Genomic DNA, 22,532 nt, shown 5'->3' with positions numbered 1-22,532 from the left:
GGGAAAACCCAGTCCGTTCGAGGAGACCGAAGCACAGTGGCCGCACCGGCCGGGCATCTCCGCCCGGGACGCTATCTCGCCTTCTTCGCCCTGATCGTGGTGGCGCTGTACGCCCTGGTGTTCTTCACCGGTAGCGGCAAGCCGACGCCGAAGCTCGGCATCGATCTGCAAGGCGGCACGAGGGTCACCCTGTCCGCCCGTAGTCCCGACGGCGGCGACCCTCCGCGAGAGTCCCTCGAACAGGCCCGCTCGATCATCGAGCGCCGGGTCAACGGCATCGGTGTCGGCGGCACCGAGGTGATCCTCGACGGCAGCAACGTCGTCATCACCGTTCCCGGTGAGCAGGGCGACCAGGCCAAGGCCCTGGGCAAGACCGCGAAGCTGGGCTTCCGCAAGGTCGTGACGTCGCAGCCGGTGACCCCGGTTCCGCAGCCGTCGACCCCGCCGGCCTCCGGCGCGCCTTCGTCCGCCCCGCCGGCGTCGTCGGGTGCCCCGGGCGCTTCGAGCGCTCCGCTGAGCAGCCCGGCCAACGGCGGCGGTGGCGCCGCCGCAGCGCCGCAGCAGCAGCCGGACGAGTCGTCGGACGAGAAGACCAAGAAGGAGATCGAGGAAGCCCGGAGCGTCCGGCAGAACCCCGATCTGATGTCGACGGACCAGGCGAAGCTCACCGCCGCCGCCGAGAAGGCCTTCGCGTCGCTCAACTGCGCCGCGAACGTTTCGGACCCGCTGGTCGGCAACGACCTGACGGACCGGCCGCTGGTCGCCTGTGGTGACAAGAACACCATGAAGTACCTGCTGGAGCCGGAGTTCCTCCCCGGTACGGAGATCTCCGACGCCTCTTCGGCCTACGACACCCAGAACTCGCAGTGGGTCGTCAACCTCAACTTCAAGAGCGAGGGTTCCCGCATCTGGGGCGACTTCACCTCGAAGAACACCCAGAAGCAGGCCGCGTTCGTCCTCGACACGCAGGTCGTCTCCGCGCCGACCATCCAGTCCGCGATCCTCGGCGGCCAGACCCAGATCACCGGCCGGTTCAGCCAGAGCGAGGCGAAAGACCTGGCGGACGTGCTGAAGTACGGCTCGCTGCCGCTGTCGTTCGAGTCCTCGGACGCGACCACGGTGTCCGCGACGCTGGGTCTCGCCTCGCTGCAGGCGGGCCTGCTCGCCGGCGGTATCGGCCTGCTGATCGTCTTCATCTACTGCCTGTTCTATTACCGGCTTCTCGGCGTGCTGACGATCCTGTCGCTCGGCTTGTCGTTCGCGATCGTCTACGCGGTGTTGGTGTTGCTGGGGCGGTGGATCGGGTACACCCTCGACCTCGCCGGCGTGGCGGGTCTGATCATCGCGATCGGTATCACCGCGGACTCGTTCGTCATTTACTTCGAGCGACTAAAGGACGAGATCCGCGAAGGCAGGACATTCCGCTCCGCGGTTCCGCGCGGCTGGTCCCGTGCCCAGCGCACGATTCTGGCGTCGGACGCGGTCAGCTTCCTGGCCGCGGCGATCCTCTACTGGCTGGCCGTCGGTGACGTGAAGGGCTTCGCGTTCACTCTCGGCATGTCGACGGTCCTCGACCTCGTCGTGGTCTACCTCGTGACGCACCCGCTGGTCGCGATGGTGTCCCGGTCCAAGTCGAAGTTCCTGTCCAACCCCAAGAACCTCGGCCTCGGCGCCGTGCAGCAGCTGGGTTCGGAGCGCAAGGCGGCTCGCCCCGCCCCCGGTCGCCCGAACGTCAAGGAGGCGTGACCGTGGTCGACGACCAGAACACCACCGCGGGCAAGCGCGAGAGCGTTTTCCGCCGCCTGTACGTGGGAACCGGCGCGTTCGACGTGGTCGGAAAGCGCAAGCGCTGGTACATCTTCTTCGGCGGGCTGGTGCTGTTGTGCATCCTGTCGATGGGGATCAAGGGCTTCAACTTCGGTATCGACTTCGAAGGTGGAACCCAGATCCAGATGCCGTCCAACGGCAAGAACGGCCAGATCTCCGAGCAGCAGGCCAAGGACGTCTTCGCCGACGCTCTGGGCCGGCCCGCCGACGAGGCACAGAAGGTCGGCAGCGGCGTCTCGTCGACCATCCAGCTGCGTTCGGACACCCTGGACGCGGCCGAGGTCGGCAAGATCAAGCAGGCGCTGTTCCGGGAACTGGGCCCGATCGGGACCAACGGGCAGCCGAGTGTCCAGGCGATCAGTGACAGCGCGGTGAGCGCGTCCTGGGGCGGGGAGATCTCGAGGCAGGCGCTGATCGCGCTCGGGGTGTTCCTCCTGGCGGTCACACTGTTCCTGGCGCTGTACTTCGACACCCGGATGGCGGCCGCGGCACTGATCTCGCTGCTGCACGACATCGTGGTGACGGCGGGTGTGTACTCGCTGATCGGCTTCGAGGTCACGCCGGCGACGGTGATCGGTCTGCTGACCATTCTCGGATTCTCGCTCTACGACACGGTGGTGGTGTTCGACAAGGTCCGCGAGAACACCCGCGGCCTGCTCGGGCTCACCCGCCGCACCTTCGGCGAGGCGGCCAACCTGGCGCTGAACCAGACGCTGATGCGGTCGTTCAACACCGCCCTGATCGCGATGCTGCCGATCCTCGGCCTGCTCGTGGTCGGCTACATCCTGCTCGGGTCCGGCACACTGCAGGACCTCGCGCTGGTGCAGCTCACCGGCACCGTGGTCGGCGTGCTGTCTTCGGTCGCGCTGGCCACCCCGCTGCTGGTGGACCTGAAGATGCGCGACCCGAAGTTCCGTCAGCAGGCCGAGCGGGTCGCTTCGCGGCGCGCCGGCCAGGCCCGCAAGGCGGCCGCGCGGGACGACGCCGACTTCGATCCGACCGACGACGACGCGCTGGAGGCCGAACTCCGCAAGGAGAGGGCGTACGCCGCCGCGGCGAGCGTCCCGGCCAGGAACCAGAAGGCGCACAAGGGGCGTCCGACGGGCAAGCGCAAGAGGTAACCGGTTTCGAGCCGTTTAGAAGGGGCCCGCTCATTGCGAATTTTGCAATGATTTGGGCCCCTTCATAACGACCGGTCACGAAACCCACCAAGCCGAGAGCAGGGAAGTCATGGATCTGGACAAGGCACTCGACCTGATCGCCGACGTGCCGGACTTCCCGGAACCCGGCGTGCTGTTCCGGGACCTGAGCCCGCTGTTCGCCGACGCCGCCGGATTCAAGGCCGTCACCGACGCCTTGGCCGACACCATCGACCCCGAAGCCGAACTACTGGCCGGCGTGGAGGCGCGTGGGTTCCTGCTCGCCGCCGCCGTCGGCTACTCCCGTGGTCTCGGAGTCGCGCTGATCCGGAAGCCCGGCAAGCTGCCGCGGGTCGCGGGCCGCGTCGATTACACGCTGGAGTACGGCACGGCGACGGTCGAGCTGCCCGAAGGCGTGGTGACGGTCGGTCAGCGTGTCGCGGTCGTGGACGACGTGCTGGCGACCGGCGGTACGGTCGCGGCCACGTGCAAGCTGCTCGAAGACGCGAAAGCGCAGGTCACCGGCGTTTCGGTGGTCATGGAACTCGCCGCGCTCGGTGGCCGTTCCGTGCTGGGGGGACTCTCTGTGGAGGCCCTCCGGGTGTGTTGATCGGGCGCGCCAAGTGTGCCGCGAGGACGAGCGGTTACCCTTGACGTCCGTAGGCCGCACGAAGCGCAGGAGGTGCGGGTGAGTCAAGAGCTCGATGCCGCGGTGTCCTCGAAGGACGGCACCGAGCAGAACGGTGGTTCGCGACAGGGCGCCGCTCCGACGCCGTCAGCGACGCGCCGTGTCCGCGCCCGCCTCGCCCGCCGGATCACCGCGCAGCGCGCCGCCCCGGTCAAGCAGGTCCTCGAACCGCTCGCCGTCATCCACCGGGAGTTGCATCCCAACGCCGATCTGGCGCTGCTTCAACGCGCCTACGACGTCGCCGAGGAACTCCACCGGGACCAGCGCCGCAAATCCGGCGACCCCTACATCACGCATCCGCTCGCCGTCGCGACCATCCTCGCCGAGCTCGGCATGGACACCACGACGCTGGTGGCCGCGCTGCTGCACGACACCGTCGAAGACACCGGATTCTCACTGGAGAGCCTGAAGGCCGACTTCGGTGAGAAGGTCGGCGAACTGGTCGACGGCGTCACCAAACTGGACAAGGTCAAACTCGGCACGGCCGCCGAGGCCGAGACCATCCGCAAGATGGTCATCGCGATGGCGCGCGACCCGCGGGTGCTGGTCATCAAGCTGGCCGACCGGCTGCACAACATGCGCACGATGCGCTTCCTGCCGCCGGAGAAGCAGGCCCGAAAGGCGCGCGAGACCCTGGAGGTCCTCGCCCCGCTGGCGCACCGGCTCGGCATGGCCACCGTCAAGTGGGAGCTGGAGGACCTGGCCTTCGCCATCCTGCAGCCGAAGAAGTACGACGAGATCGTCCGGCTGGTCGCCGATCGCGCGCCCTCGCGGGACACCTACCTGCGTTCCGTGATCATCGAGCTGACCAGCAACCTCGAAGGCTCCCGGATCACCGCCAAGGTCGAAGGCCGTCCGAAGCACTACTACTCGATCCACCAGAAGATGATCGTCCGCGGCCGCGACCTCGACGACATCCACGACCTGGTGGGCGTGCGGATCCTCGTCGAGGACGTCCGTGACTGCTACGCCGCGATGGGCGTCGTCCACGCGCTGTGGCAGCCGGTCCCCGGCCGGTTCAAGGACTACATCGCGCAGCCGCGCTTCAGCGTCTACCAGTCGCTGCACACCACGGTGATCGGCCCGGACGGCAAACCGCTAGAGGTCCAGATCCGCACGTACGAGATGCACCGCACCGCCGAGTACGGCATCGCCGCGCACTGGCGGTACAAGGAGACCAAGGGCACCCACGGCGCCGGCGGGGCCAATTCGGTGGACGTCGACGAGATGGCGTGGATGCGCCAGCTACTCGACTGGCAGCGTGAAGCCGCGGACCCGGGCGACTTCCTCGAATCACTGCGCTACGAACTCGCGTCGCGCGAGATTTTCGTGTTCACGCCCAAGGGCGACGTGATCACCCTGCCGGTCGAGTCGACCCCGGTCGACTTCGCCTACGCAGTGCACACCGAGGTCGGGCACCGCTGCATCGGCGCCCGGGTCAACGGCAGGCTCGTCGCGCTCGAACGCAAGCTGGAGAACGGTGAGGTCGTCGAGATCTTCACCTCGAAGGCCGAGACCGCCGGCCCGAGCCGCGACTGGCTGCAGTTCGCCGGTTCGCCCAAGGCGCGCGCGAAGATCCGGCAGTGGTTCGCCAAGGAACGCCGCGACGAGGCGATCGAAGGCGGCAAGGAGGCCATCACCAAGGAGGTCCGCAAGGTCGGCCTCCCGATCCAGCGGCTGGTCTCCGCCCAGTCCATGGGCTCGGTCGCCACCGAACTGCGCCACCCCGACATCAGTTCGCTGTACGCGGCCGTCGGCGAGGGCCACACCAGCGCGAAGCACGTCGTGCAGCGGCTGGTCGCGCTCATCGGCGGGGTCGACGAGGCGGAGGAGGAACTCGCCGAGCGGGCCACCCCGTCCACGGTCACCCGCCGCCGAGGCTCGAACGACGTCGGCGTCGTGGTGAAGGGCGCCAGCGACATCTGGGCCAAACTCGCCCGCTGCTGCACGCCGGTGCCAGGCGACGAGATCCTCGGTTTCGTCACCCGCGGCGGTGGCGTCAGCGTGCACCGCACCGACTGCACCAACGCCGACGACCTGCGGGCGCAGCCCGAGCGGCTGGTCGAGGTCGAATGGGCGCCCTCGGCGTCTTCGGTCTTCCTCGTCGCGATCCAGGTCGAGGCGCTGGACCGGCATCGCCTGCTCTCGGACGTGACCAAGGTCCTCGCGGACGAGAAGGTCAACATCCTGTCCGCGTCGGTGACGACGTCGCGCGACAGGGTCGCGGTCAGCCGGTTCACGTTCGAGATGGGCGACCCGAAACACCTCGGCCACGTGCTGAAGGTGGTGCGGGGCGTCGAAGGCGTCTACGACGTGTATCGGGTCACCTCAGCCGCCTAGCCGGTTCCGCGGACGAAGGCCCAGGCACTGCGGTTGAGGGTGTCTTCGATCCCGGTGAAGCCCTCGGCCGGGCTGATCTCCTCCTCGACCAGGTCGAGATCCGGGTCGTCGGCGGTGCCGCCGCGGCCGTCGGGGCCGACCGCGAACATCACGGCCGGGTTCCCGCCGGGATCCATGATGCCGGGGACGTCGTTGACCCCGCTCGTGTGCCAGCTTCCCGACATGTGCCCGGCCTCGTGGCTGGTGATGTTGCCGACCGCGCGGCCGACGAACGCGACCTTGTCGCTCCCCGGCCCGACGTAGGTGTTCAGCGACCACGCGGGGCCGGCGGGCGAGCTGATCTCGTCGAGCAGCACCAGCGCGGTCTCCTCCTTGCCGAAGTTGCCGGCGTCGATGGACTGCGCGATGCCGATGGTCGGGATGCCGGACTCGGCGATGGTGCCGCCGACGACGACGCGGCTGACGTTCGGCTGTCCCCACGGGTCGGCGTGATCGCGGCTGTTGAGGACGCGCAGCGCGAATCTCGGGTTGGTGCCCTTCGCGGCCAGATCCCGTTCGAGGTTCTCCCGCACCGTCGCGATCACGCCGTCGATCAGCGCACGCTCGTCGCGGGCGGTGAGGCCCCATCGCGGAAGGAAGCTGGACAGCGGGGAGAGGTCGCGGATACCGCCGCCCGTCCCGTAGATCGACGTGTTCACCCTGGCCCCGTCGAAGTCCAGGAAGATCGTGTGGACGCCGCCGCGCGGGGCCGTCTCCGTGCCCGGCCGGAACGCTTCGAGCTTGATGTCGTACGCGTTCTCGCCCGCCTCGACACCGAGCCGGTAGCGGCCGTCCTTCGGCGCCACGAAGTCGACGACGGCGTTGCCCCCGCCGGGCATCGGCGAGGCGGTGGAGAAAATGACCGTCAAGTCCTGTGACGAGCCGAAGACCTCCCGCCCGGCCGGGTCGTACACCGCGAGCCGCGTCCCGCCACCGGCCAGGGACGCGCCCAGGACGTCACCGGCACGCAGGTCGAACGAGTAGTAGTCGAGGTCGCCGCCGCTCTTGCCGCTGGTGATCCCCAGGTCGTACGCGCCTTCGGTCAGGACACCCTTGCCGGTGCCGGGCGTTTTGGGGTCGGCAGGGAGCCCGGACGGACCGGAGGCCACCAGGAGGTAGAAGTCCCGGCCCGGCGCGACCGTGAAGGTGAGCGAGGAGTCGGTGGTGCCGCCCGCGTTGTCGTTGAACTGGTAGAGGTTGCCGTCGGCGTCGTAGAGCGCGAGGAAGGTGTCGAGATCGCCGGTCGGCGTCAGCGTCCGCGCGGTGAACGTCGTCGCCGTGGCGGCCGCGCTCACCCGGTAGAAGTCGGCGTCACCCGTGCCGTCCCCGGCACTGCCGTGCGGCCCGTCGCCGATGGTGCCGCTGGTACGGACGGCCTTGCGGGTCGCGCCGACCCCGGTGTCGCTCGCGAGACCGACGGCGTCGTTGGTCTCGGCGAACGGCGGCAGCGTGGGGATCGTGCCGTCCGGTTTGAGATCGCCGGTCAGCCTGACCTTGGAGTTCTTGCCGCGCGGGGTGCCGAACCCCGCGATGTGCTCGGCCTTGGCGGGGGAGTCGTTGGCGCCGCTCGTGCCGGATGGCTCTTTTTCCCGGTAGGGCAAGGGGTTCTGCGCGGCCTGTGCTTGTGATCGCGCCTGCGTCTTCGCCGCGCGATCACGAGAGACCGCCGCCCAATCCGTCTTCTCGAGTCTCTGCGGGAACATCAGCAGCGGATCGGGCTGGATCGGCGTGACCACCGCCGCGCCGGCTTGCCCGCTCAACGAGAGCGAGGCGATCAGACAGGCCGCCACAATTCCGGACACACGTTTCGCCATCGAGTTCCCCCTAGCTCGTGGACGCCCAGAAAACCACATCGGGAACGCGCTGCAAGCCGCCTTTCGGTTGAGATCGCGTTCGGCCGTCTTGACCACATTCGGCTGGTTCCCCTGGAGGCGCGCACCTAGGGTGCGGACATGACTGACGGGTTCGAGTTCACCCACGACGGCGATGTCGCGCGGCTGACGTTCACCAGGCCGGAGAAGATGAACGCGATCACCTACGGGATGTGGTCGGCGATCCCGGACGTGGTGGCGAAGGTGGAGGCGGACCCCGCGATCAAGGTCCTCGTGCTGACCGGCGCGGGCGCCCACTTCTCGGCGGGCGCGGATATCAGCGAGTTCCAGGAGCTGCGGTCCACCGCCGACGCGGCCGAGACCTACGACAAGGCCGTCGAAGGCGCCGTGGCGGCGCTGACCGCGTTGCGGAAGCCGACGGTCGCGATGATCCAGGGGAACTGCATCGGCGGCGGCTGCCAGATCTCGGTCGCCTGCGATTTCCGGTTCGCCGCGGAAGGCTCGCGATTCGGGATCACGCCGGCGAAACTCGGCATCGTCTACCACTTCGCCTCGACGCGTCAGCTGGTCTCACTGGTCGGGCCCGCGCACGCGAAGTACTTCCTGCTCTCGGGCGAACTCGTCGACGCGTATCGGGCGCGGGAGATCGGCCTGCTCAACGACGTCTTCCCGGCCGGCGAACTGGAGGCCGCGACGGCGAAGTTCGCCGAGACACTGGCCTCGCGCTCACAGGCGTCGGTGCGGGGGATGAACCGCATCATCGAGAAGATCGTCGCGGGACAGCAGGAATCCGACGCCGAGGTGGACGAGATCCGGCTCGGCGCCCTGCACGGCGAGGACTACGCCGAGGGTGTGGCCGCGTTCCTCGCGCGGCGCCCGCCGAAGTTCACCCACCGCTGACCCGACCCACCGGCAGACCGCCATTAGAGGACTAAACGCGGTGGACCGTCGTTGCCGCTCACGATCTCTGTACGGCTCGGCATGTCGATGATCACCGGTTTCGGCAGGGGCGCGGTCATCACCGTGACGTTGATCCGGGCATCCGGGTGGATGGCCGCGATCAGCTGGGTGTCGGCCATGCTCAGGAAGAAGTACGAATGCTCGTCGGGCGGCCTCGGCAGCGGGAACCAGTCCCGGATCGGGCCGGTCTCTTCCAGCCGGTGCCTGGCGGGCAGGTCGAGGGTCCCGGTGCTGGGGGCGTACTCCTCGTCCCGCTCGACCGGCTTGATCATCGGCTCCGTCGGCGGATCCTCGGAGCCGGTGGAAGCCGAGCGCTGAATCCAGCCGCGGCGAAGCCGGAGCCCGCCGAGCAGGCCCAGCAGCGCTCCGCCGATCCCGGTGGCCAATGACGCCACGAGGCTCCCGGACGTCGCGCCCGTGGTCGTCGCGACGGTGGTCTGTGCGGGCTGGGGCGGGGGAGCGGCGGCCGGCGCGGGAGTCTGCCCGGCGGGCAGCGGACCGTTGACGGCGCCGCGGGCGTCGTCCGGGAGCTGCAGGACCTGGCCCGGCTGGATCGAGGCCGGGTTGGTGAAGGTCGTGCCGTCCGGCCGGGGTCTGCCCTCGTTGAGCCGGAAGATCTCCGTGAAGCGCGCCCCCGCGCCCAACGTCTGCTCCGCTATCCGGAACAGCGTGTTCTCGTCGGGGTTCGCCGAGTACGGGACGACGAAGTACTTGACGACCGCGTCTGGCGGCTGTTCCTGAGCGTGGGCCGCGCCGCCGAGGAAAACGGCGGCGATCGGGGCCGCGCAGGCCACAGCGAAAGCGGAGCTGGTTCGAACCCGTTGAGCAGCCAAGGGTCCTCCCTTTCCGGAGACGGCTACTCACTACACGCGCGGAGGCGGGTGACGGTTCGATCTAGATTTCGTCCCAGGGATTGCTCTCGTACGCCTCGGTCAGGATCCGGGTGGTCTCCGGCGCGAACGGCAGCTCGACGTCGTCCACGGAAGCGACCGGCCAGCCGACCGACTCCGAGTTGGTCAGGAACGTGGCGTTGAACTTCGGGAGATCGGCCGGCCGGACGTCGCGGGTCTCCTGCGGGATCCCGTTGCGGTCCAGGCCTTTGCGCACCAGCTGCTGCGCGATGCCGTCGAGTACCGGCGCCTGCGGCCAGACCACGGTGCCGCCGTCGAGGAAACCGACGTTCCAGATCGACGCTTCGCTGACCCGGCCCTGGTAGTCGACGAACAGGGCGTCGTCGTAGCCGGCCAGCATCGCCTCACGCGCGTGATGCACCAAGCCGAACGTGCCGACGTGCTTGACCTCGGGCAGCACCCGTTCGTAGCGCACGGAACGCAGGCGCAGCGGCGTCAGCTCGTGTTCCTTCGGCGGGCCGGTCCGGACGAGGACGTCGGGTGCCGCGGGCGCGCCGGGATCGGACCAGTCCATCGCGCGGGAGAAGATCAGCACCCGGACGGACAGCGCGTCGTCACTCTGGATGGCGTGGCGGACGTAGCCGAGTACGGCGTCGGTGTCGAGTTCGCTGGCGAACATGCGCCGTGTGCTCGTCACGAGCCGGTTCAGGTGGACGTCCAGGCCACGGACCTTGCCGTCGCGGACCTGCATCGCGGTGAAGTGACCGTAACCGAACGCGCCCGCCAGGTCTTCCGACCGGGCGGGCGCGCCGTTGAGTTCGAACGTCACGTCAGGCGTTGACCGTGACCCCGGTGAACTTGACCTCGGTTTTCGGCGGGCCGGTCCCGTCGCCGGTGCCGCCCTGGGTGTCGGCGCCCGCCTTGGCGACCTTGTCCAGCACCTTCAGGCCGTCGTCGGAGATGCTGCCGAAGACCGAGTACTCCGCGGGCAGTTCGGCTTCGCCGTAGACCATGAAGAACTGGCTGCCGCCCGAGTTCGGCTGCTGCGTCTTCGCCATCGCGAGAATGCCGCGGCCGTACTTGATCTCGGGGAACGCCTCGTCCGGCATCGTGTAGCCTGGGCCGCCCATGCCGGAGGCCTCGGGGTCACCGCACTGCAGCATCTGCAGGCCGGTGGTGCCGAGCCGGTGGCACTTGGTGTCGTTGAAATAGCCCTGCTGGGACAGGCTGATGAAGCTCTGCACGGCGCACGGGGCGAGCGCCCGGTCCAGCGTCAGCGGGATGTCGCCCGCGGTGCTCTTCAGCACGACGTTGACGGTGCCGCCGGAAGAGACGTCCTTGCCTTCCGGCTTGTTCACCTTCTTCGACGCCTGCTTGCTCGCGTCGTCCTTGTAGTCACAGGCCACCGGGTTCGCCAGCGGCGTCGGCCGCTTGGGCATCGGCGCGCGTTCGGTGGGGATGGTGACCTCGGGGGTCGGGGGAGCCGAGCTCGGAGAAGCTTCGGCGGCGTCGTCACCACTGTTACTGCTGACGATCCACCACACCGCGCCTGCCACGATCGCGACGACGCCGACGACCGCCACCGAGCCGACGATCCTGCGGCGTTTGACCTTTTCGGCCCTTCGCACGATCTGTCGCTCGAGCTTGCGCTTCGCGGCTTCGCGGCGCTGCTGGTTGGTCGGCACCCGCCCTCCCCGTTTCCACTCGATGTCACACGTCTGAGTAGCGGGGAGTCTATGGGCACAGCCTGTGAGGCCCCCGTACAGGGGCCGCTAGGCTTACTTGATCGTGATCAGGGCCATCCTGTCACCTGTTCGGCGGATAGATACGAGGAGGAGTTTCGTGCTGGTTGTCGGATTCGCGGCCGGCCCCCTCGAAGCCAACTGCTATCTGCTCGCCCCGGCGACCGGCGGGGAGTGCGTCATCGTCGATCCCGGCGAGGACGCCCTGGTGCCGCTTGAGGCCGCTCTGGCCGAACACGGGCTGACGCCGATCGCGATGCTCGCCACGCACGGCCACCCGGACCACGTCGCCTCGGCGGCCGAGGCCGGTGCGCGCTACGGGATACCTCTTCATCTGCATGAGGCGGACCGGCCACTGCTGGCCGAGGACGCCGGGGAATGGAAGGACGGGATCGTGCCACTCGTTCAGGGCCCGCTCCGGCTGGCCGGACTGGAGATCACGGTGGCCGCCACGCCGGGGCACACCGCCGGTTCGGTGGCCTTCGGGCTGACCTCCGGAGAAGGCGGCCGGATCGTGCTCACCGGGGACAGCCTGTTCGCCGGTTCGATCGGCCGGTCTTCGGGTGACGGGGACGAGCTGGTGAAGTCCTTGGGAGCCAAGGTGATGACCTTGCCCGATGACACCGTCGTCCTGCCGGGGCACGGCCCCGCCACCACGATCGGCCAGGAGCGCGCGGGCAACCCGTTCCTGGCCGGGACGGGGGCGTGAGCGAAATGGCCGAGCCGACCGGGACGCCGGAAACCCCCGAACGTCTTCCCCTCTTCCACGACGATCCGAAGCTCCGACGGCGTCGCGGCTGCTCCGGAATCGCCGGTGTCGTGATCTTCGCGGCCGCGTTCGGCGGGATCGCCGGCCTGATCGGCGGCGAGATCGCCGGGCTCGTCGTCGCCGCGGTGATCGCGCTTCCGCTGCTCTACATCATGTTCTACAACCTGCGCCGCCGCGTCTGGCTCGAAGGCGGCACGCTCATCGTGCGGACCTGGGGAGTGCGCCGGATCGAGCTGACCGAGGCCGGGCGCATCGACCTGGTGATCAGCGACGTGCGCGGGACGAGGACGGTCAGCCTCCTGGTCAACGCGGGCAAGCGCCGCAAGGTGGCGAAGGTCGACCTGGCCGTCTATTCGGGCGCGGGCGGGCGGGAACTCGGCATCCTGCAACTGCGGAAACTGGCGAACGCGCTGCTGAACAACACCGAGGCGAACGGCCTCGTGTTCTCGGAACTGCTGGTGGCGCAGCTGAAGTCGGAGGCGCGCGGGGACGCGGCGGCGGAACGGCCGCTGTACCGGCTGGCGTCGGCCGCCCCGGCGGGGAAGTACATCCAGCGGTTCACGATGGAAGCGGTCAGCCGCTTCGTGGCGACTCTGGACTGAGGCCGTAGCGGCTTGTCTTCACGTGTGTCATGAAAGGGTCTTTCAGGACAAAATGTGTCCTGAAAGACCCTTTCATGACACTTCAGGGGGCACCGGCGCCGCCTCCGGTTTCCAGCTTCCAGCCGCGCTTTGATCTCCTCGAGCTGGTAGACGATCTCCGGTAACTCGCCCCCGACTCCGGCCCGTGATCGCGAGGCGGGCTCGCGCTTTGAGGCGCTTGTGACTACAGGGACTCTTGAGGCTCCCGCGAGGCGATGAGCGCGGCCAGCGCGGTCGTCACCGGCACCGCCGCGACGATCCCGACGCTTCCGGCCAGCGTCCGCACGATCTCCTGCGCGATCTCCTCCGCCCCGAGGATCGAGCCGAGCCCGACGCCCGAAAGCGACGTGTACAGCAGCACCGGCAGCGCCGCGCCCGCGTACGCCATGACGAGCGTGTTGACCGCCGACCCGACGTGGTCCCGCCCGATCCGCAGCCCGGCGCCGTAGAGCTCACGCCAGCCGAGAGCCGGGTTCGCCCGCCGAAGCTCCCACACCGCGCTCGTCTGCGTGACCGTGACGTCGTCGAGCACACCGAGCGCGCCGATCACGACACCGGCCAGCAGCAGGCCCCGCGCGTCGATCCCGTGCCCGAGCGAGCCGATCAGCTGCGAAGTGCTGTCGTCCAGCCCGGTCAGCGACGAGGCGGCCGAGAAGATCGCCGACAGCACCCCGATCAGGACCAGGCTCACCAGCGTGCCCAGTACCGCCACCGAGGTTCTCGCGGACAGCCCGTGCGTCAGGTACAGCGCGATGAACATGATCGCGCCCGCGCCCGCGATCGCCACCAGCAGCGGACTTTCCCCGGCGAGGATCGACGGCAGGACGAACAGCGCCAGCACCAGGAAACTCAGCCCGAGCGCGACCAGCGCGGCGAGGCCCCGCCAGCGGCCCAGCACGATCACCGCGAGCGCGAACAGCCCGGCGAGCAGCAGCAACGGGGTACCGCGCTGGAAGTCGACGATCTGGAACGACGTCGAATTCGCGACGTCGCCGCCGTTGTAGGACAGCACCACCTCGTCACCGGTGGCGAACCGCGGCGTGCTCGGCTCGATCGGGACGGTCAGCTTCAACGGCTTACCGACACCGGGGCCGTCGGTCATCGTCAGTTCGGTGGTGAGGCACGGTTTCGCGTCCGGCGACGGCTCGCCGACCTGGACCTGGCCCTCGGCGAGACACGGGCCGGTGATCGTCGTGGTGATCGTGGCGTTCACCGGAGTTCCTTGGGGGAACACACTTTTCGCCGGATCCTTGCCCCACGGGTAGAGCACGATCATGGCGGCCACGGTCGCGACGGCGAGCGGGACGAGCAGCCAGATCAGCAGCAGCCGGACACGGCGGGAGGCGGGCGACGCCGGCCCGTGGCCGTGCGAATGGCCGTGTCCGTGGCCGGCCGGCTCAGCCGTCGGTTCGGGCTTCGGTTCCGGTTTCGGCTCGGCCGCGCGACGCCTGCCGGGCCGGGGCTCGGCCTTGGGCTCGGGTTCGGACCGCGACTCGGACGGAGGCCGGGGCCGCGTGCGGCGGGTGCCTTCGGGCGGGGTCCGGCGCGGCGAACGGGACGTTCCGGACGAGCGATCGGACGGGGTGTCCGTAACCCGGCGAATCGGGCCGGTGTCGTCGTCGGAGATGTCGCGGCGGTTCACCCGGACATCCTCCACAGCGGGTGCCGGACCCGCTCACCGGGCCTAGCCGAAAGCCTGGCGCAGGTGCACGCGGCGGTAGGCCGACGGCGGGGTGTCGAAATGGTCGAGGAAGGCCTGGCGCAGGGTCTCGGTCGAGCCGAAGCCGCACCGCCTGGCGATCGAGGCGAGCGGGAGTTCCGTGCCGCACAACAGTTTCGCGGCGGTCTCGGTCCTCGCCGCCCGCACGTACCGGCTCGGTGTCGTGCTCAGGTGCGCGTCGAACAGTCTGGTCAGCTGCCGGGTGCTGATCCCGGCCCGGTCGGCGAGCACGGTGGTGCTGAGGTCGCCGGCGAGATGCTCGGAGACGTACGCGGTGATGTCGCGGACCAGCCGGTTATCCGGCGGCGGCCCGGAGAGGAACATGCTCACCTGAGCCTGGTTCCCAGGCCGCTGGAGATAGGTCACCAGCATGCGGGCGACCTCCCTGGCGAGGCTCGGGCCGTGGTCCTCCTCGACGAACGCGAGGGTGAGATCGATCCCGCTGGTCACCCCGGCCGCCGTGTAGACGTTGCCGTCGCGGATGTACAGCGGCACCGGGTCGACGTTCACCTGCGGGTAGTTCGTGGCGAGCCGGTTCGCGAACCGCCAGTGGGTGGTGGCGCGGCGCCCGTTGAGCAGTCCGCACGCGGCGAGCACGGTCGCGCCGGTGCACACCGAGGCGACGCGGCGGCTGTCCTGCGCGAGCCGGCGGATGTGGGAGACGATCCGCGGATCGTCGGCGGCCGCTTCGTGCCCGGTGCCGCCCGAGATGATCAGTGTGTCCAGCGAGCCGGTCACCTGGTCGAGCCGGTACTGGGCCTGCAGGGTGAGACCGGATTCGCAGCGGATGCCCCGGCCGTCGACGCTGGCGAGCATGATGTCGTACCCGGGCTTTCCGCCGAGTTTGGTCGCCACGTCCAGGACGTCCGCCGGACCGGCGATGTCGAGCATCTCAGCATGCGCGTACCCGACGATCAACACTCTTCTGGGTGAACCCGGCATGATCGAACGCTAGCAGTCTCACCTGTCCGTGGGACGTTGTTCGCAGGAATCCGGACATCCGGCTCCTGTCGTCGCCCCGGCTCGGACATCGTTGCCTCATGGTTGAGAACCCAGACGACAAGAAGACCATCGCGTTCGTGGTGTACCCCGGGATGACCCCGCTCGACATGCTCGGCCCGCTGACCGTGCTGGACGGCATGGCGACCTCGGTTCCGGGGTACCGGACGGTCGTGGTCGGCGAGACGACGGACCCGATCGCCACGGACAACCCGCTGAGGATCGCGGCGAGCCACACCTTCGAAGAAGTCCCTTCGCCGTACGCGCTGCTCGTACCGGGCGGCGCCGCGCCGACGTTCAAGGCACTCGCCGACGAGAAGCTGGTCGGCTACGTGCGGAAGGCCGCCGCGAGCGCGGAACTGGTGACGTCGGTGTGCACGGGTTCGCTGGTGCTGGGACAGGCCGGATTGCTGGAGGGCCGCCGGGCCACGACGCACTGGATGTTCCGCGACCTGCTGCGCGCGTTCGGCGCGGAACCGGTCGCCGAACGCTGGGTCGTGGACGGGAACGTGATCACCGCCGCCGGGGTGTCGGCGGGGATCGACCTCGCGCTGCATCTGGTCGAGCGGCTCGCCGGTGCCGAGGTGGCGCGGACGATCCAGTTCGTCGTCGAGTACGACCCGGCACCGCCGCTCGGCCCGCTCGACTGGTCGAACCCGCCCTACAAGGACGTCAAGCCGCTTCTGGACCTCACGTTGAGCGAGGCGCTTTCGGGCGAGCCCGCCCTGCGGGACAAGCTGCTTGCGCACACCGGGGGATGAGGGGCGGCCATCCGGGTGAGAAGCGGTAGCCGAGAGACCTCCCCGGGTTAGATTCTCGTCACCCGTCCAGGTGATAGGTGGTCCGTGGAGTTCAAGGTGCTCGGCCCGCTCGTGGCCTCCGTCCCGCTGCCGTCGGCAGCTCAGCCCCGGCGGGTGCTCGCGGTGCTCCTCGCCCGGCCGAACGAGTTCGTCCACCGGGACATCCTCGTGGACGAACTCTGGCCGCAGGGTCCGCCGCCGAGCGCCGCCGCGGTCGTCCAGGTGGCGGTTTCCAAGCTGCGCAAGGCGTTGTCACCGGGATTGCCGGTGGACGACGCCGAGCAGCGGCTGCGCTCCGGGCCGGGCGGCTACCGGCTGGCCGTAGCGGACGGCGAACTGGACGTCCGCGAGTTCCTCGGTCTCGTGGCCTCGGGGAACGAGAGCAGGGCGTCCTTGGTCCGGGCGCTGGGACTCTGGCGTGGCCGGGCGTTCTCGGACGTCCCGGCCGGTCCGCTGATGGACGCGCACAAACTGTGGCTGGAAGACCGCCGGTGCGCCGCTCTCGGCAGGCTCGTGGAACTGGAACTCGCGGCTGGTGACCACAAGGCGGTCGCCGACCGGCTCGGCCCGGAGACGGCCGCCCGCCCGACGGACGAACGGCTTGCCGGGTGGCTGGCCGAGGCTCTCCACGGCCTCGGCCGCCGCGACGCCGCCCTCGAGATCCTCGGCCGGTGCCGCCGCGCGCTCTGGGAGCAGAACGGTGTTTCGCCGGGCCCGGACCTGCTCGCGGTGCATCGCCGGATCGCCGGAACGGGATGGTCGTCCGGTGGCGCACCCTGTCGTCTTCCCGCGGCGATCCCGGATTTCACCGGCCGTGCCGCGGAACTGGCGGAGGTCGGCCGCGCTCTGCGGAGTTCCGGTCCGGTCGTCCTGCACGGCGCGGCGGGTGCGGGGAAGAGCGTGCTGGCCGTGCAGGCGGCGTGGCGCTCGCGCAAGCGGTTCCCGGACGGGCAGCTCGTGGCGGACCTGCGCGAACCCGGCGACGTGCTCACCGGGTTTCTCCGCGCGCTCGGCCTGGCCGACGCGGAACTCCCGCGCGACCGGGCCGGGCTGCTCTCTCTTTGGCGGAGCCAGACCGCGGACCGGCGGCTGCTGGTGCTCCTCGAGAACGCCCGGTCCGAAGCCGAAGTACGGCCACTGCTGCCGACCGGCCCAGGCTGCGCGACGATCATCACGACCCGGCGGCGGCTCGCGGGGCTCGTCGGTGCCAGACCGGTCGAGGTCGGCGAGCTGTCCATCGCCGAATCCCGGGTGCTGCTCGGCGCGATCGCCGGTGAGGACCGGCCCGCCGCCGAACCCGACGCCGTCCGCCGCCTGCTGGCCTGCTGCGACGGTCTCGCGCTCGCGGTCCGGGCCGCCGGGATGAAACTGCTGCAGCGGCCGAGGCTGGGCATCGGCGAGTTCGCCACGCGGCTGGAGAACGAGCGCCTGCGTCTCGACGAACTCGCCGCCGGTGACCTCGCCGTCCGCCCCGTCCTCGGCGAAGCCCTCGCCGAGCTGACGCCACGGCAGCGGAACTCGTTGCGGCTACTGGGTTTTCCGGGTGTCGCCGAATTCGCCGACTGGTTCGGGATCGCACTGCTCGGCGGGTCGCCGCGAGCGGCCCGTGGCCTGCTCGACGAACTGGTGGACGACCACCTTCTCCACACCGAACCGGATCACTCCGGCTTCCCCCGCTACCGGTTGCCCGGGCTCGTCCGCCTCGCGCTGCGGGAGCCGCCGGACTCCGCCGCCGTCCGCCGCGCGCTGACGGTCACGGCCGCGTTGGCCGAACACGCGTCCGCCGCCCTCGACGCGGAATACCCCCCGGCCCGCCGCAGTGATGCCCCCGCCTCGGCCTTGGACCGCGTCGCGGCCGACCCGATCGGCTGGCGCGACGCGGAGACCGCGAACCTGGCGCTGGCCGTCCGGACCGCCAGCGGTTACGGCTGGACCGAACTGACCGGACGCCTCGCCGATGCCTACAGCGATCTCGTCGGCCCCCGGAAAGGCGGCACGGTGGCGCTGCTGGGGTTCGACGTCGTCCGCGCCCGGCTCGATCTGCCCGCGGAGGCGGCGAAGCTGCTCAAACTCGGCCGTTCCCATGCCGACTCGGGGGATCTGGCGCGAGCGAGGACGTGTTTCGCGCTGGCCGAAGCCCGGTTCCGTTCGTCGGGCGATCACCAGGGCACCGGCTCCGCGCTGGTCGCGATCGCCGACGTCGACGCGGACTCCGGCCGGACCCGGTCGGCGGTCGACGCGTTGCGGGAGGCGCTGGATCTGCTGCGGGATTGCGGTGACCTCGCCGGTCAGGCGATGGCATCGGCCCAGTTCGGTTCGCTCTGGGACGACCTCGGCGATTTCCGGCGGGCGAAGGAGTGTTTCGAGGCGAGCCTGCTGCTTTCGCTCCACTGCGAGGACGGGCGGCAGCACGACCGGTCCGCCAAACGCTACGCCGACGTCCTGCGCCGGAACGGCAGGCCGGACGAGGCGGGTGAGCTGCTGATGAGCGCCCTCACCGGGACCCGGAGTTCGCGCGAACACCACTGGGAGGCCCACGTTCTACGCAGCCTGGGCGACCTTCACGGCGAAGCGGGCGACGCGGGAGAGAGTGAACGGTGCCTTTCGCGGTCGCTGGAGTTGTTCGACCGCGTCGGACACCGGCACGCCGCCGCGTACACGCACCGAAGCCTCGGTGAGTCCCTGCGTCTGGCGGGCGAACCGGCCAGGGCGTCGGAACATCTGGGACTCGCGATGGGCACGTTCCGTGCGCTCGGTGATCGCCGGGGCGGCGGCTACGCCCTGCTCAGCCTCGGGCGGCTCCGGGCGGCCGAGGGCATCGCGACCGAGGCCGCCGAAGGTCTCCGCACCGCCGCCGGACTGTTCCGCGAACTGGGATTCCCGGTGTGGGAACTGCGTGCGCTCCAGGACCTTTCCGCCGTCGAACGCGGCAGGCCACAGCGGGAACGGACTCGTGAAGCGTTGACGAAGATCCGTTTCGGCGCGACGCCGGCCTAGCCCTCCGGGGATCGCCGCCCGCCGAGTTTGGCGAAGTTATGGGGGTGGCGGGTTGAGTCTTGGTCAAGAGCGGACTTCGCGCCGTCCCGGATGCGGGACTGGGGGTGACGGCGCGTACTCGTGGCCGGGTGACGCCTTCCGAGGGCTGGAGGCGTCACCCGGCTCGACCGGCGGTGCCGCAGACCGGCTAGCCGGTGACGTGCAGGATCCCGTCCGCGGTGTCGAGGATCGTCCGGTCGAGCGGGAAGTAGCCCTGCATCGGAGTGGGGTCGGTCCGGATGTCGGCCGTCGGGATCGCGGTGGCCGGCGTCAGGCCCCAGTCGGTGGTGATGTGCTTCTGGAGGAACCCTTCGTAGGTGTTCGCCTCGGGTTCTTCCAGCGCGATGGCCTCACTGCGACCGAGACTGCTCGCGATGAAGGCGTATCCGTCGCCCAGCAGCGGCCCCACCAGCGCGCCCGCGGGCAGCCAGGTGATCTCCGTCCCGCCGACCTCCATGGTGCTCGGGTGCGGCTTCAGGTGGAGGTTGTGGGCGAAGACCAGGGTCCCGCCGCGGCCGGCTTCGGCGGCGCGGATGTCCAGCAGATTGCGTGCCATGACCGCGTCCCTGGTGGTGAGCAGGAGGTGGAGCCGCCCGCTCAGCTCCAAGGGCTCGGCGCACTGCCGGTGGTAGCGCAGCAGGTCGATCCCGGCCATGAGGTGGACCTCCGCCCTGGACCAGGCGGCGTCGGAGGTCGACGCGGCCAGTTCCCTTTCCTGGCTGCGGAGCGCGGCGAGCAGGTCGGTCGCGATCGCGCGCAGCCGGTACGCCTCGGCGGTGGCGCCGGGCGACTTCGCCGGATCGAGGACGGCTTCCTCGCGGCTCCAGCGTTCGTCGTCGCCGATGAGGCCCGCGATGTCGACGTCGAGCCCCAGATAGTCGCGGGCGTACTCGAGATAGGGCCGCGGGCTGGGGGCGGAGGTGTTCTCGGTCTGGAGGTCGAAACCGTGGAACGTCAGCCGTTCCGCGGCCGGGCGGTTCTCGTTGTACTCGCGCATCCAGGTGATCAGCTGCCGATTGCCGTCCAGGGCGCCGAAGTCGTGCGTGAAGCCTTCGCTCATGGCGGTGTCGAGGGTTCCCACGCCCTCTCGGACGAAGTCGTTCGCGGTGAGTGCCGCGACGCGATCGGTCTCGAGGGCGATCGACCGGAAGCCGCGGTCGACCAGCTGGGCGAAGAGTTCGTTGCGGACCTGGGCGAAGGCCGGTACCTGATGGGTCGGCTCGCCGAGTGCCAGCAGGTCGCAGGAGGCGGTCACGAAGTCTCGGATGTCTTGACTCATGGGATTCAAGCGTATCGTTGATATAACAGTTGAAACTTGGCTGGCTTTAACCTGGAAGAAGTGGGGTGAAGTCTCAAACGGTGATGAACCTACGACCGGCCGACCTCGCTCGGGAGCACGGTATCTCGGCCCAGGCGGTCCGTAACTATGAGCGGGACGGGTTCATCCCTCCGGCGGAGCGCACGCCCAGCGGGTACCGCGTCTATACCGAGGTGCACGTGACGGCGTTGCGTGCCTTTCTCGCGCTCATCCCGGCGTATGGGCACTCGGTGGCGGGCCGGATCATGGCCGGACTCACCGAAGGCGGGATCGAGGACGCCCTGCTGACCATCGACCGAGGCCATCACCGGTTGTTGCGCGACCGGGAAACCCTTGTCGCGGTGCGGAAAGCGGTGAACGACCTGACTGCGGCCCCGGACGGCGCCCCCGAGCGGCCGGCGCACCCCGGCCCGCGGAGCATCGGCGAACTCGCGCACCTGCTCGACGTCACGCAGGCGACGTTGCGGAACTGGGAATCCGCCGGGATCCTCACCCCGGCCCGGGATCCGGCCACCGGATACCGCGTGTACGGCGCGAGCGACGTCCGCGACGCCGAACTCGCCCACCTTCTCCGGCGAGGTGGCTACCTGCTGGATCACGTCGCGACGGTGGTGCGCCAGGTGAGGACGGCCGGTGGCACGGAGGAGCTGGCCAGGGCACTCGAGGACTGGCAGCGGAAGCTGAGCGCGCAGGGGCTCGCGATGCTCACCGCGGCCGCGCGGCTCAGCGAGTACCTGAGCTTACGGCCTGCTTCGCGAGAATTGCTCTCCTGAAATCATTACCGCTTTTTCGTTCTTTCGATATATGGTTAAGAAACGCTTCGCTTGCGAAGCAGCTTCGCAAGCGAAGTAGCCTTCGTGAGGAATGCGCGAGCGCAAGTTATCAGCAGTTGAGGTGAATTACCGCGTGGCAGTCACTGCGCGGCCGGAGTTCGGTTCTAGTTTGGCCCGCATGGTTGAGAAGGATTCGACGGCGCGGACCCGTGAACTGGGCCACCGCATGAAGGCGTTCCGACAGCGCAGGCACTTCAGCGGAGCCGACGTCAGCCGCCGTAACGGCTGGTTGCAGAGCAAGGTCACGAGGTGGGAACAGGGGCTGCGGGAGTTGTCCGTGGTGGACGCGGCGCTGTACCTCGCCACCTGCGGCGAGGCGGAACCCGAGCGCGAACTGCTGCTGGAACTGACCCAGCCCGGCAACGACCTCTACTGGGTGCGGCCGTACTTCGACGAGCTCGTCGATCCGATGAAATCCCTGATGATCCAAGAGAATCTCGCCGACTCCGTGGTCCGGTACGAGTCGCTGACGCTCCCGGAACTCCTGCAGACCGAGCCCTACGCCCGCACCACCTACGAGCTGATCGGCAACCGCGGCAAGGCGCAACTGGACCAGGTCGTGGACGCCCGGATGAACCGGCGCCTGCTGCTGCAGCGGGACCGTCCGCCGAAGTGTCGGTTCTACGTCCACGAGCGCGCGCTGCGTTCGGTGATCGGGAGTCCGCGGATCATGCACGAGCAGGTGCTGCATCTGGTGCTTTCGGCGAATCTGCCCTATTGCTCCATCCGGATCGTCCCGGAAACGAACGAGGTGAGTAGAACCATCGAGAATGCGTTCACCATCATGGAATTCTCGGAGCATCCCGCGGTGGTGTACTCGGATTCGTATGCGGCGGGGGTGTTCATCGACGACCGGGTCGCGGTCGAGGCGTATTATTCGCTGATCGCACGCCTGGAAAGCGATACCCTGTCCGAGGAGAAGTCGCGACAGCTGCTCGCCGAATGGGCGGACCGGTACGACCGGATGGACGAGTGACAGGATCGGGGTTTCCCGCGGC

The 22,532-nt window shown here is 69.3% G+C and carries 18 protein-coding genes; 11 read left to right on the top strand and 7 right to left on the bottom strand.

Annotation, left to right across the window (positions count from 1 at the left end):
• The first annotated feature begins 36 nt into the window (after positions 1-36).
• From secD to ACLJRL_RS27405, 4 genes are all read left to right on the top strand, one after another.
• The gene (gene secD, locus ACLJRL_RS27420) at positions 37-1,746 is read left to right on the top strand and encodes a protein translocase subunit SecD (protein WP_410659171.1); all 1,710 of its coding nucleotides are present in this window, start codon (positions 37-39) and stop codon (positions 1,744-1,746) included.
• Entirely contained in the window at positions 1,743-2,948 is a 1,206-nt protein-coding gene (secF, locus tag ACLJRL_RS27415; protein ID WP_410659170.1) for a protein translocase subunit SecF, read from the top strand. Before secD ends, secF begins: the two co-directional genes overlap by 4 nt.
• 109 nt (positions 2,949-3,057) lie before the next feature.
• A complete protein-coding gene (locus ACLJRL_RS27410) occupies positions 3,058-3,576 on the top strand; it encodes an adenine phosphoribosyltransferase (RefSeq protein ID WP_410659169.1) in 519 nt (172 codons plus the stop codon).
• Between the two features lie 78 nt (positions 3,577-3,654).
• Complete coding sequence (locus ACLJRL_RS27405) at positions 3,655-5,994, top strand: RelA/SpoT family protein (RefSeq protein WP_410659168.1); 2,340 nt, start codon at positions 3,655-3,657, stop codon at positions 5,992-5,994.
• Here ACLJRL_RS27405 and ACLJRL_RS27400 read toward each other — a convergent pair.
• Positions 5,991-7,847 (bottom strand): PPC domain-containing protein, encoded by a 1,857-nt coding sequence (locus ACLJRL_RS27400; RefSeq protein WP_410659167.1) that lies wholly within the window; start codon positions 7,845-7,847, stop codon positions 5,991-5,993. The two genes, ACLJRL_RS27405 and ACLJRL_RS27400, sit on opposite strands and share 4 nt — an antisense overlap.
• A 138-nt stretch (positions 7,848-7,985) precedes the next feature.
• Here ACLJRL_RS27400 and ACLJRL_RS27395 point away from each other — a divergent pair, with 138 nt between their 5' ends.
• On the top strand, positions 7,986-8,765 hold the full coding sequence (locus ACLJRL_RS27395) for an enoyl-CoA hydratase/isomerase family protein (protein ID WP_410659166.1): 780 nt from the start codon (positions 7,986-7,988) through the stop codon (positions 8,763-8,765).
• A 23-nt stretch (positions 8,766-8,788) separates the two neighbouring features.
• On the opposite strand, the gene ACLJRL_RS27390 is transcribed toward ACLJRL_RS27395, so the two are convergent.
• From ACLJRL_RS27390 to ACLJRL_RS27380, 3 genes are all read right to left on the bottom strand, one after another.
• Positions 8,789-9,619, bottom strand: coding sequence for a LysM peptidoglycan-binding domain-containing protein (locus ACLJRL_RS27390; protein ID WP_410659165.1), 831 nt, complete (start codon positions 9,617-9,619; stop codon positions 8,789-8,791).
• A gap of 100 nt (positions 9,620-9,719) precedes the next feature.
• Positions 9,720-10,505, bottom strand: coding sequence for an aminotransferase class IV family protein (locus ACLJRL_RS27385; protein WP_410659164.1), 786 nt, complete (start codon positions 10,503-10,505; stop codon positions 9,720-9,722).
• 1 nt (position 10,506) lies between these two features.
• Complete coding sequence (locus ACLJRL_RS27380; RefSeq protein WP_410659163.1) at positions 10,507-11,361, bottom strand: peptidylprolyl isomerase; 855 nt, start codon at positions 11,359-11,361, stop codon at positions 10,507-10,509.
• A 157-nt stretch (positions 11,362-11,518) separates the two neighbouring features.
• Here ACLJRL_RS27380 and ACLJRL_RS27375 point away from each other — a divergent pair, with 157 nt between their 5' ends.
• Both ACLJRL_RS27375 and ACLJRL_RS27370 read left to right on the top strand, forming a co-directional pair.
• Positions 11,519-12,127, top strand: coding sequence for an MBL fold metallo-hydrolase (locus ACLJRL_RS27375; protein ID WP_410659162.1), 609 nt, complete (start codon positions 11,519-11,521; stop codon positions 12,125-12,127).
• A gap of 5 nt (positions 12,128-12,132) precedes the next feature.
• Positions 12,133-12,789 (top strand): hypothetical protein, encoded by a 657-nt coding sequence (locus ACLJRL_RS27370; protein WP_410659352.1) that lies wholly within the window; start codon positions 12,133-12,135, stop codon positions 12,787-12,789.
• Between the two features lie 223 nt (positions 12,790-13,012).
• Here ACLJRL_RS27370 and ACLJRL_RS27365 read toward each other — a convergent pair whose 3' ends face one another.
• On the bottom strand, positions 13,013-14,470 hold the full coding sequence (locus ACLJRL_RS27365; protein WP_410659161.1) for a YibE/F family protein: 1,458 nt from the start codon (positions 14,468-14,470) through the stop codon (positions 13,013-13,015).
• A gap of 42 nt (positions 14,471-14,512) precedes the next feature.
• The gene (locus ACLJRL_RS27360; protein ID WP_410659160.1) at positions 14,513-15,490 is read right to left on the bottom strand and encodes a GlxA family transcriptional regulator; all 978 of its coding nucleotides are present in this window, start codon (positions 15,488-15,490) and stop codon (positions 14,513-14,515) included.
• Between the two features lie 98 nt (positions 15,491-15,588).
• Between ACLJRL_RS27360 and ACLJRL_RS27355 the strand changes: the two genes are divergently transcribed.
• Entirely contained in the window at positions 15,589-16,308 is a 720-nt protein-coding gene (locus tag ACLJRL_RS27355) for a DJ-1/PfpI family protein (RefSeq protein WP_410659159.1), read from the top strand.
• Between the two features lie 84 nt (positions 16,309-16,392).
• Entirely contained in the window at positions 16,393-19,344 is a 2,952-nt protein-coding gene (locus ACLJRL_RS27350) for a tetratricopeptide repeat protein (RefSeq protein WP_410659158.1), read from the top strand.
• 187 nt (positions 19,345-19,531) lie between these two features.
• Here the strand turns inward: ACLJRL_RS27350 and ACLJRL_RS27345 are convergent, their stop codons facing one another.
• Positions 19,532-20,662: an erythromycin esterase family protein gene (locus ACLJRL_RS27345; protein WP_410659157.1), complete on the bottom strand. Its 1,131-nt coding sequence runs from the start codon at positions 20,660-20,662 to the stop codon at positions 19,532-19,534.
• 83 nt (positions 20,663-20,745) lie between these two features.
• Here ACLJRL_RS27345 and ACLJRL_RS27340 point away from each other — a divergent pair, with 83 nt between their 5' ends.
• Together ACLJRL_RS27340 and ACLJRL_RS27335 are read left to right on the top strand one after the other, a co-directional pair.
• Positions 20,746-21,474 (top strand): TioE family transcriptional regulator, encoded by a 729-nt coding sequence (locus ACLJRL_RS27340; protein WP_410659156.1) that lies wholly within the window; start codon positions 20,746-20,748, stop codon positions 21,472-21,474.
• Between the two features lie 178 nt (positions 21,475-21,652).
• A complete protein-coding gene (locus tag ACLJRL_RS27335) occupies positions 21,653-22,510 on the top strand; it encodes a helix-turn-helix domain-containing protein (RefSeq protein ID WP_410659155.1) in 858 nt (285 codons plus the stop codon).
• Positions 22,511-22,532 lie beyond the last annotated feature (22 nt).

Origin of the sequence: Amycolatopsis sp. lyj-112 (assembly GCF_046549055.1) — a bacterium.
Classification (GTDB): domain Bacteria; phylum Actinomycetota; class Actinomycetes; order Mycobacteriales; family Pseudonocardiaceae; genus Amycolatopsis.
Note: the sequence above shows the minus strand (reverse complement) of the source record. Positions and strands in the feature narration are given on the sequence as shown.

What these genes read in the sequence shown, in the direction of transcription:
- ACLJRL_RS27410 (WP_410659169.1), top strand. Translation starts at nt 3,058, where the DNA reads ATGGATCTGGACAAGGCACTCGACCTGATCGCCGACGTGCCGGACTTC.
- ACLJRL_RS27400 (WP_410659167.1), bottom strand. Translation starts at nt 7,847, where the DNA reads ATGGCGAAACGTGTGTCCGGAATTGTGGCGGCCTGTCTGATCGCCTCG.
- ACLJRL_RS27395 (WP_410659166.1), top strand. Translation starts at nt 7,986, where the DNA reads ATGACTGACGGGTTCGAGTTCACCCACGACGGCGATGTCGCGCGGCTG.
- ACLJRL_RS27370 (WP_410659352.1), top strand. Translation starts at nt 12,133, where the DNA reads ATGGCCGAGCCGACCGGGACGCCGGAAACCCCCGAACGTCTTCCCCTC.
- ACLJRL_RS27360 (WP_410659160.1), bottom strand. Translation starts at nt 15,490, where the DNA reads ATGCCGGGTTCACCCAGAAGAGTGTTGATCGTCGGGTACGCGCATGCT.
- ACLJRL_RS27355 (WP_410659159.1), top strand. Translation starts at nt 15,589, where the DNA reads ATGGTTGAGAACCCAGACGACAAGAAGACCATCGCGTTCGTGGTGTAC.
- ACLJRL_RS27345 (WP_410659157.1), bottom strand. Translation starts at nt 20,662, where the DNA reads ATGAGTCAAGACATCCGAGACTTCGTGACCGCCTCCTGCGACCTGCTG.
- ACLJRL_RS27340 (WP_410659156.1), top strand. Translation starts at nt 20,746, where the DNA reads ATGAACCTACGACCGGCCGACCTCGCTCGGGAGCACGGTATCTCGGCC.
- ACLJRL_RS27335 (WP_410659155.1), top strand. Translation starts at nt 21,653, where the DNA reads ATGGTTGAGAAGGATTCGACGGCGCGGACCCGTGAACTGGGCCACCGC.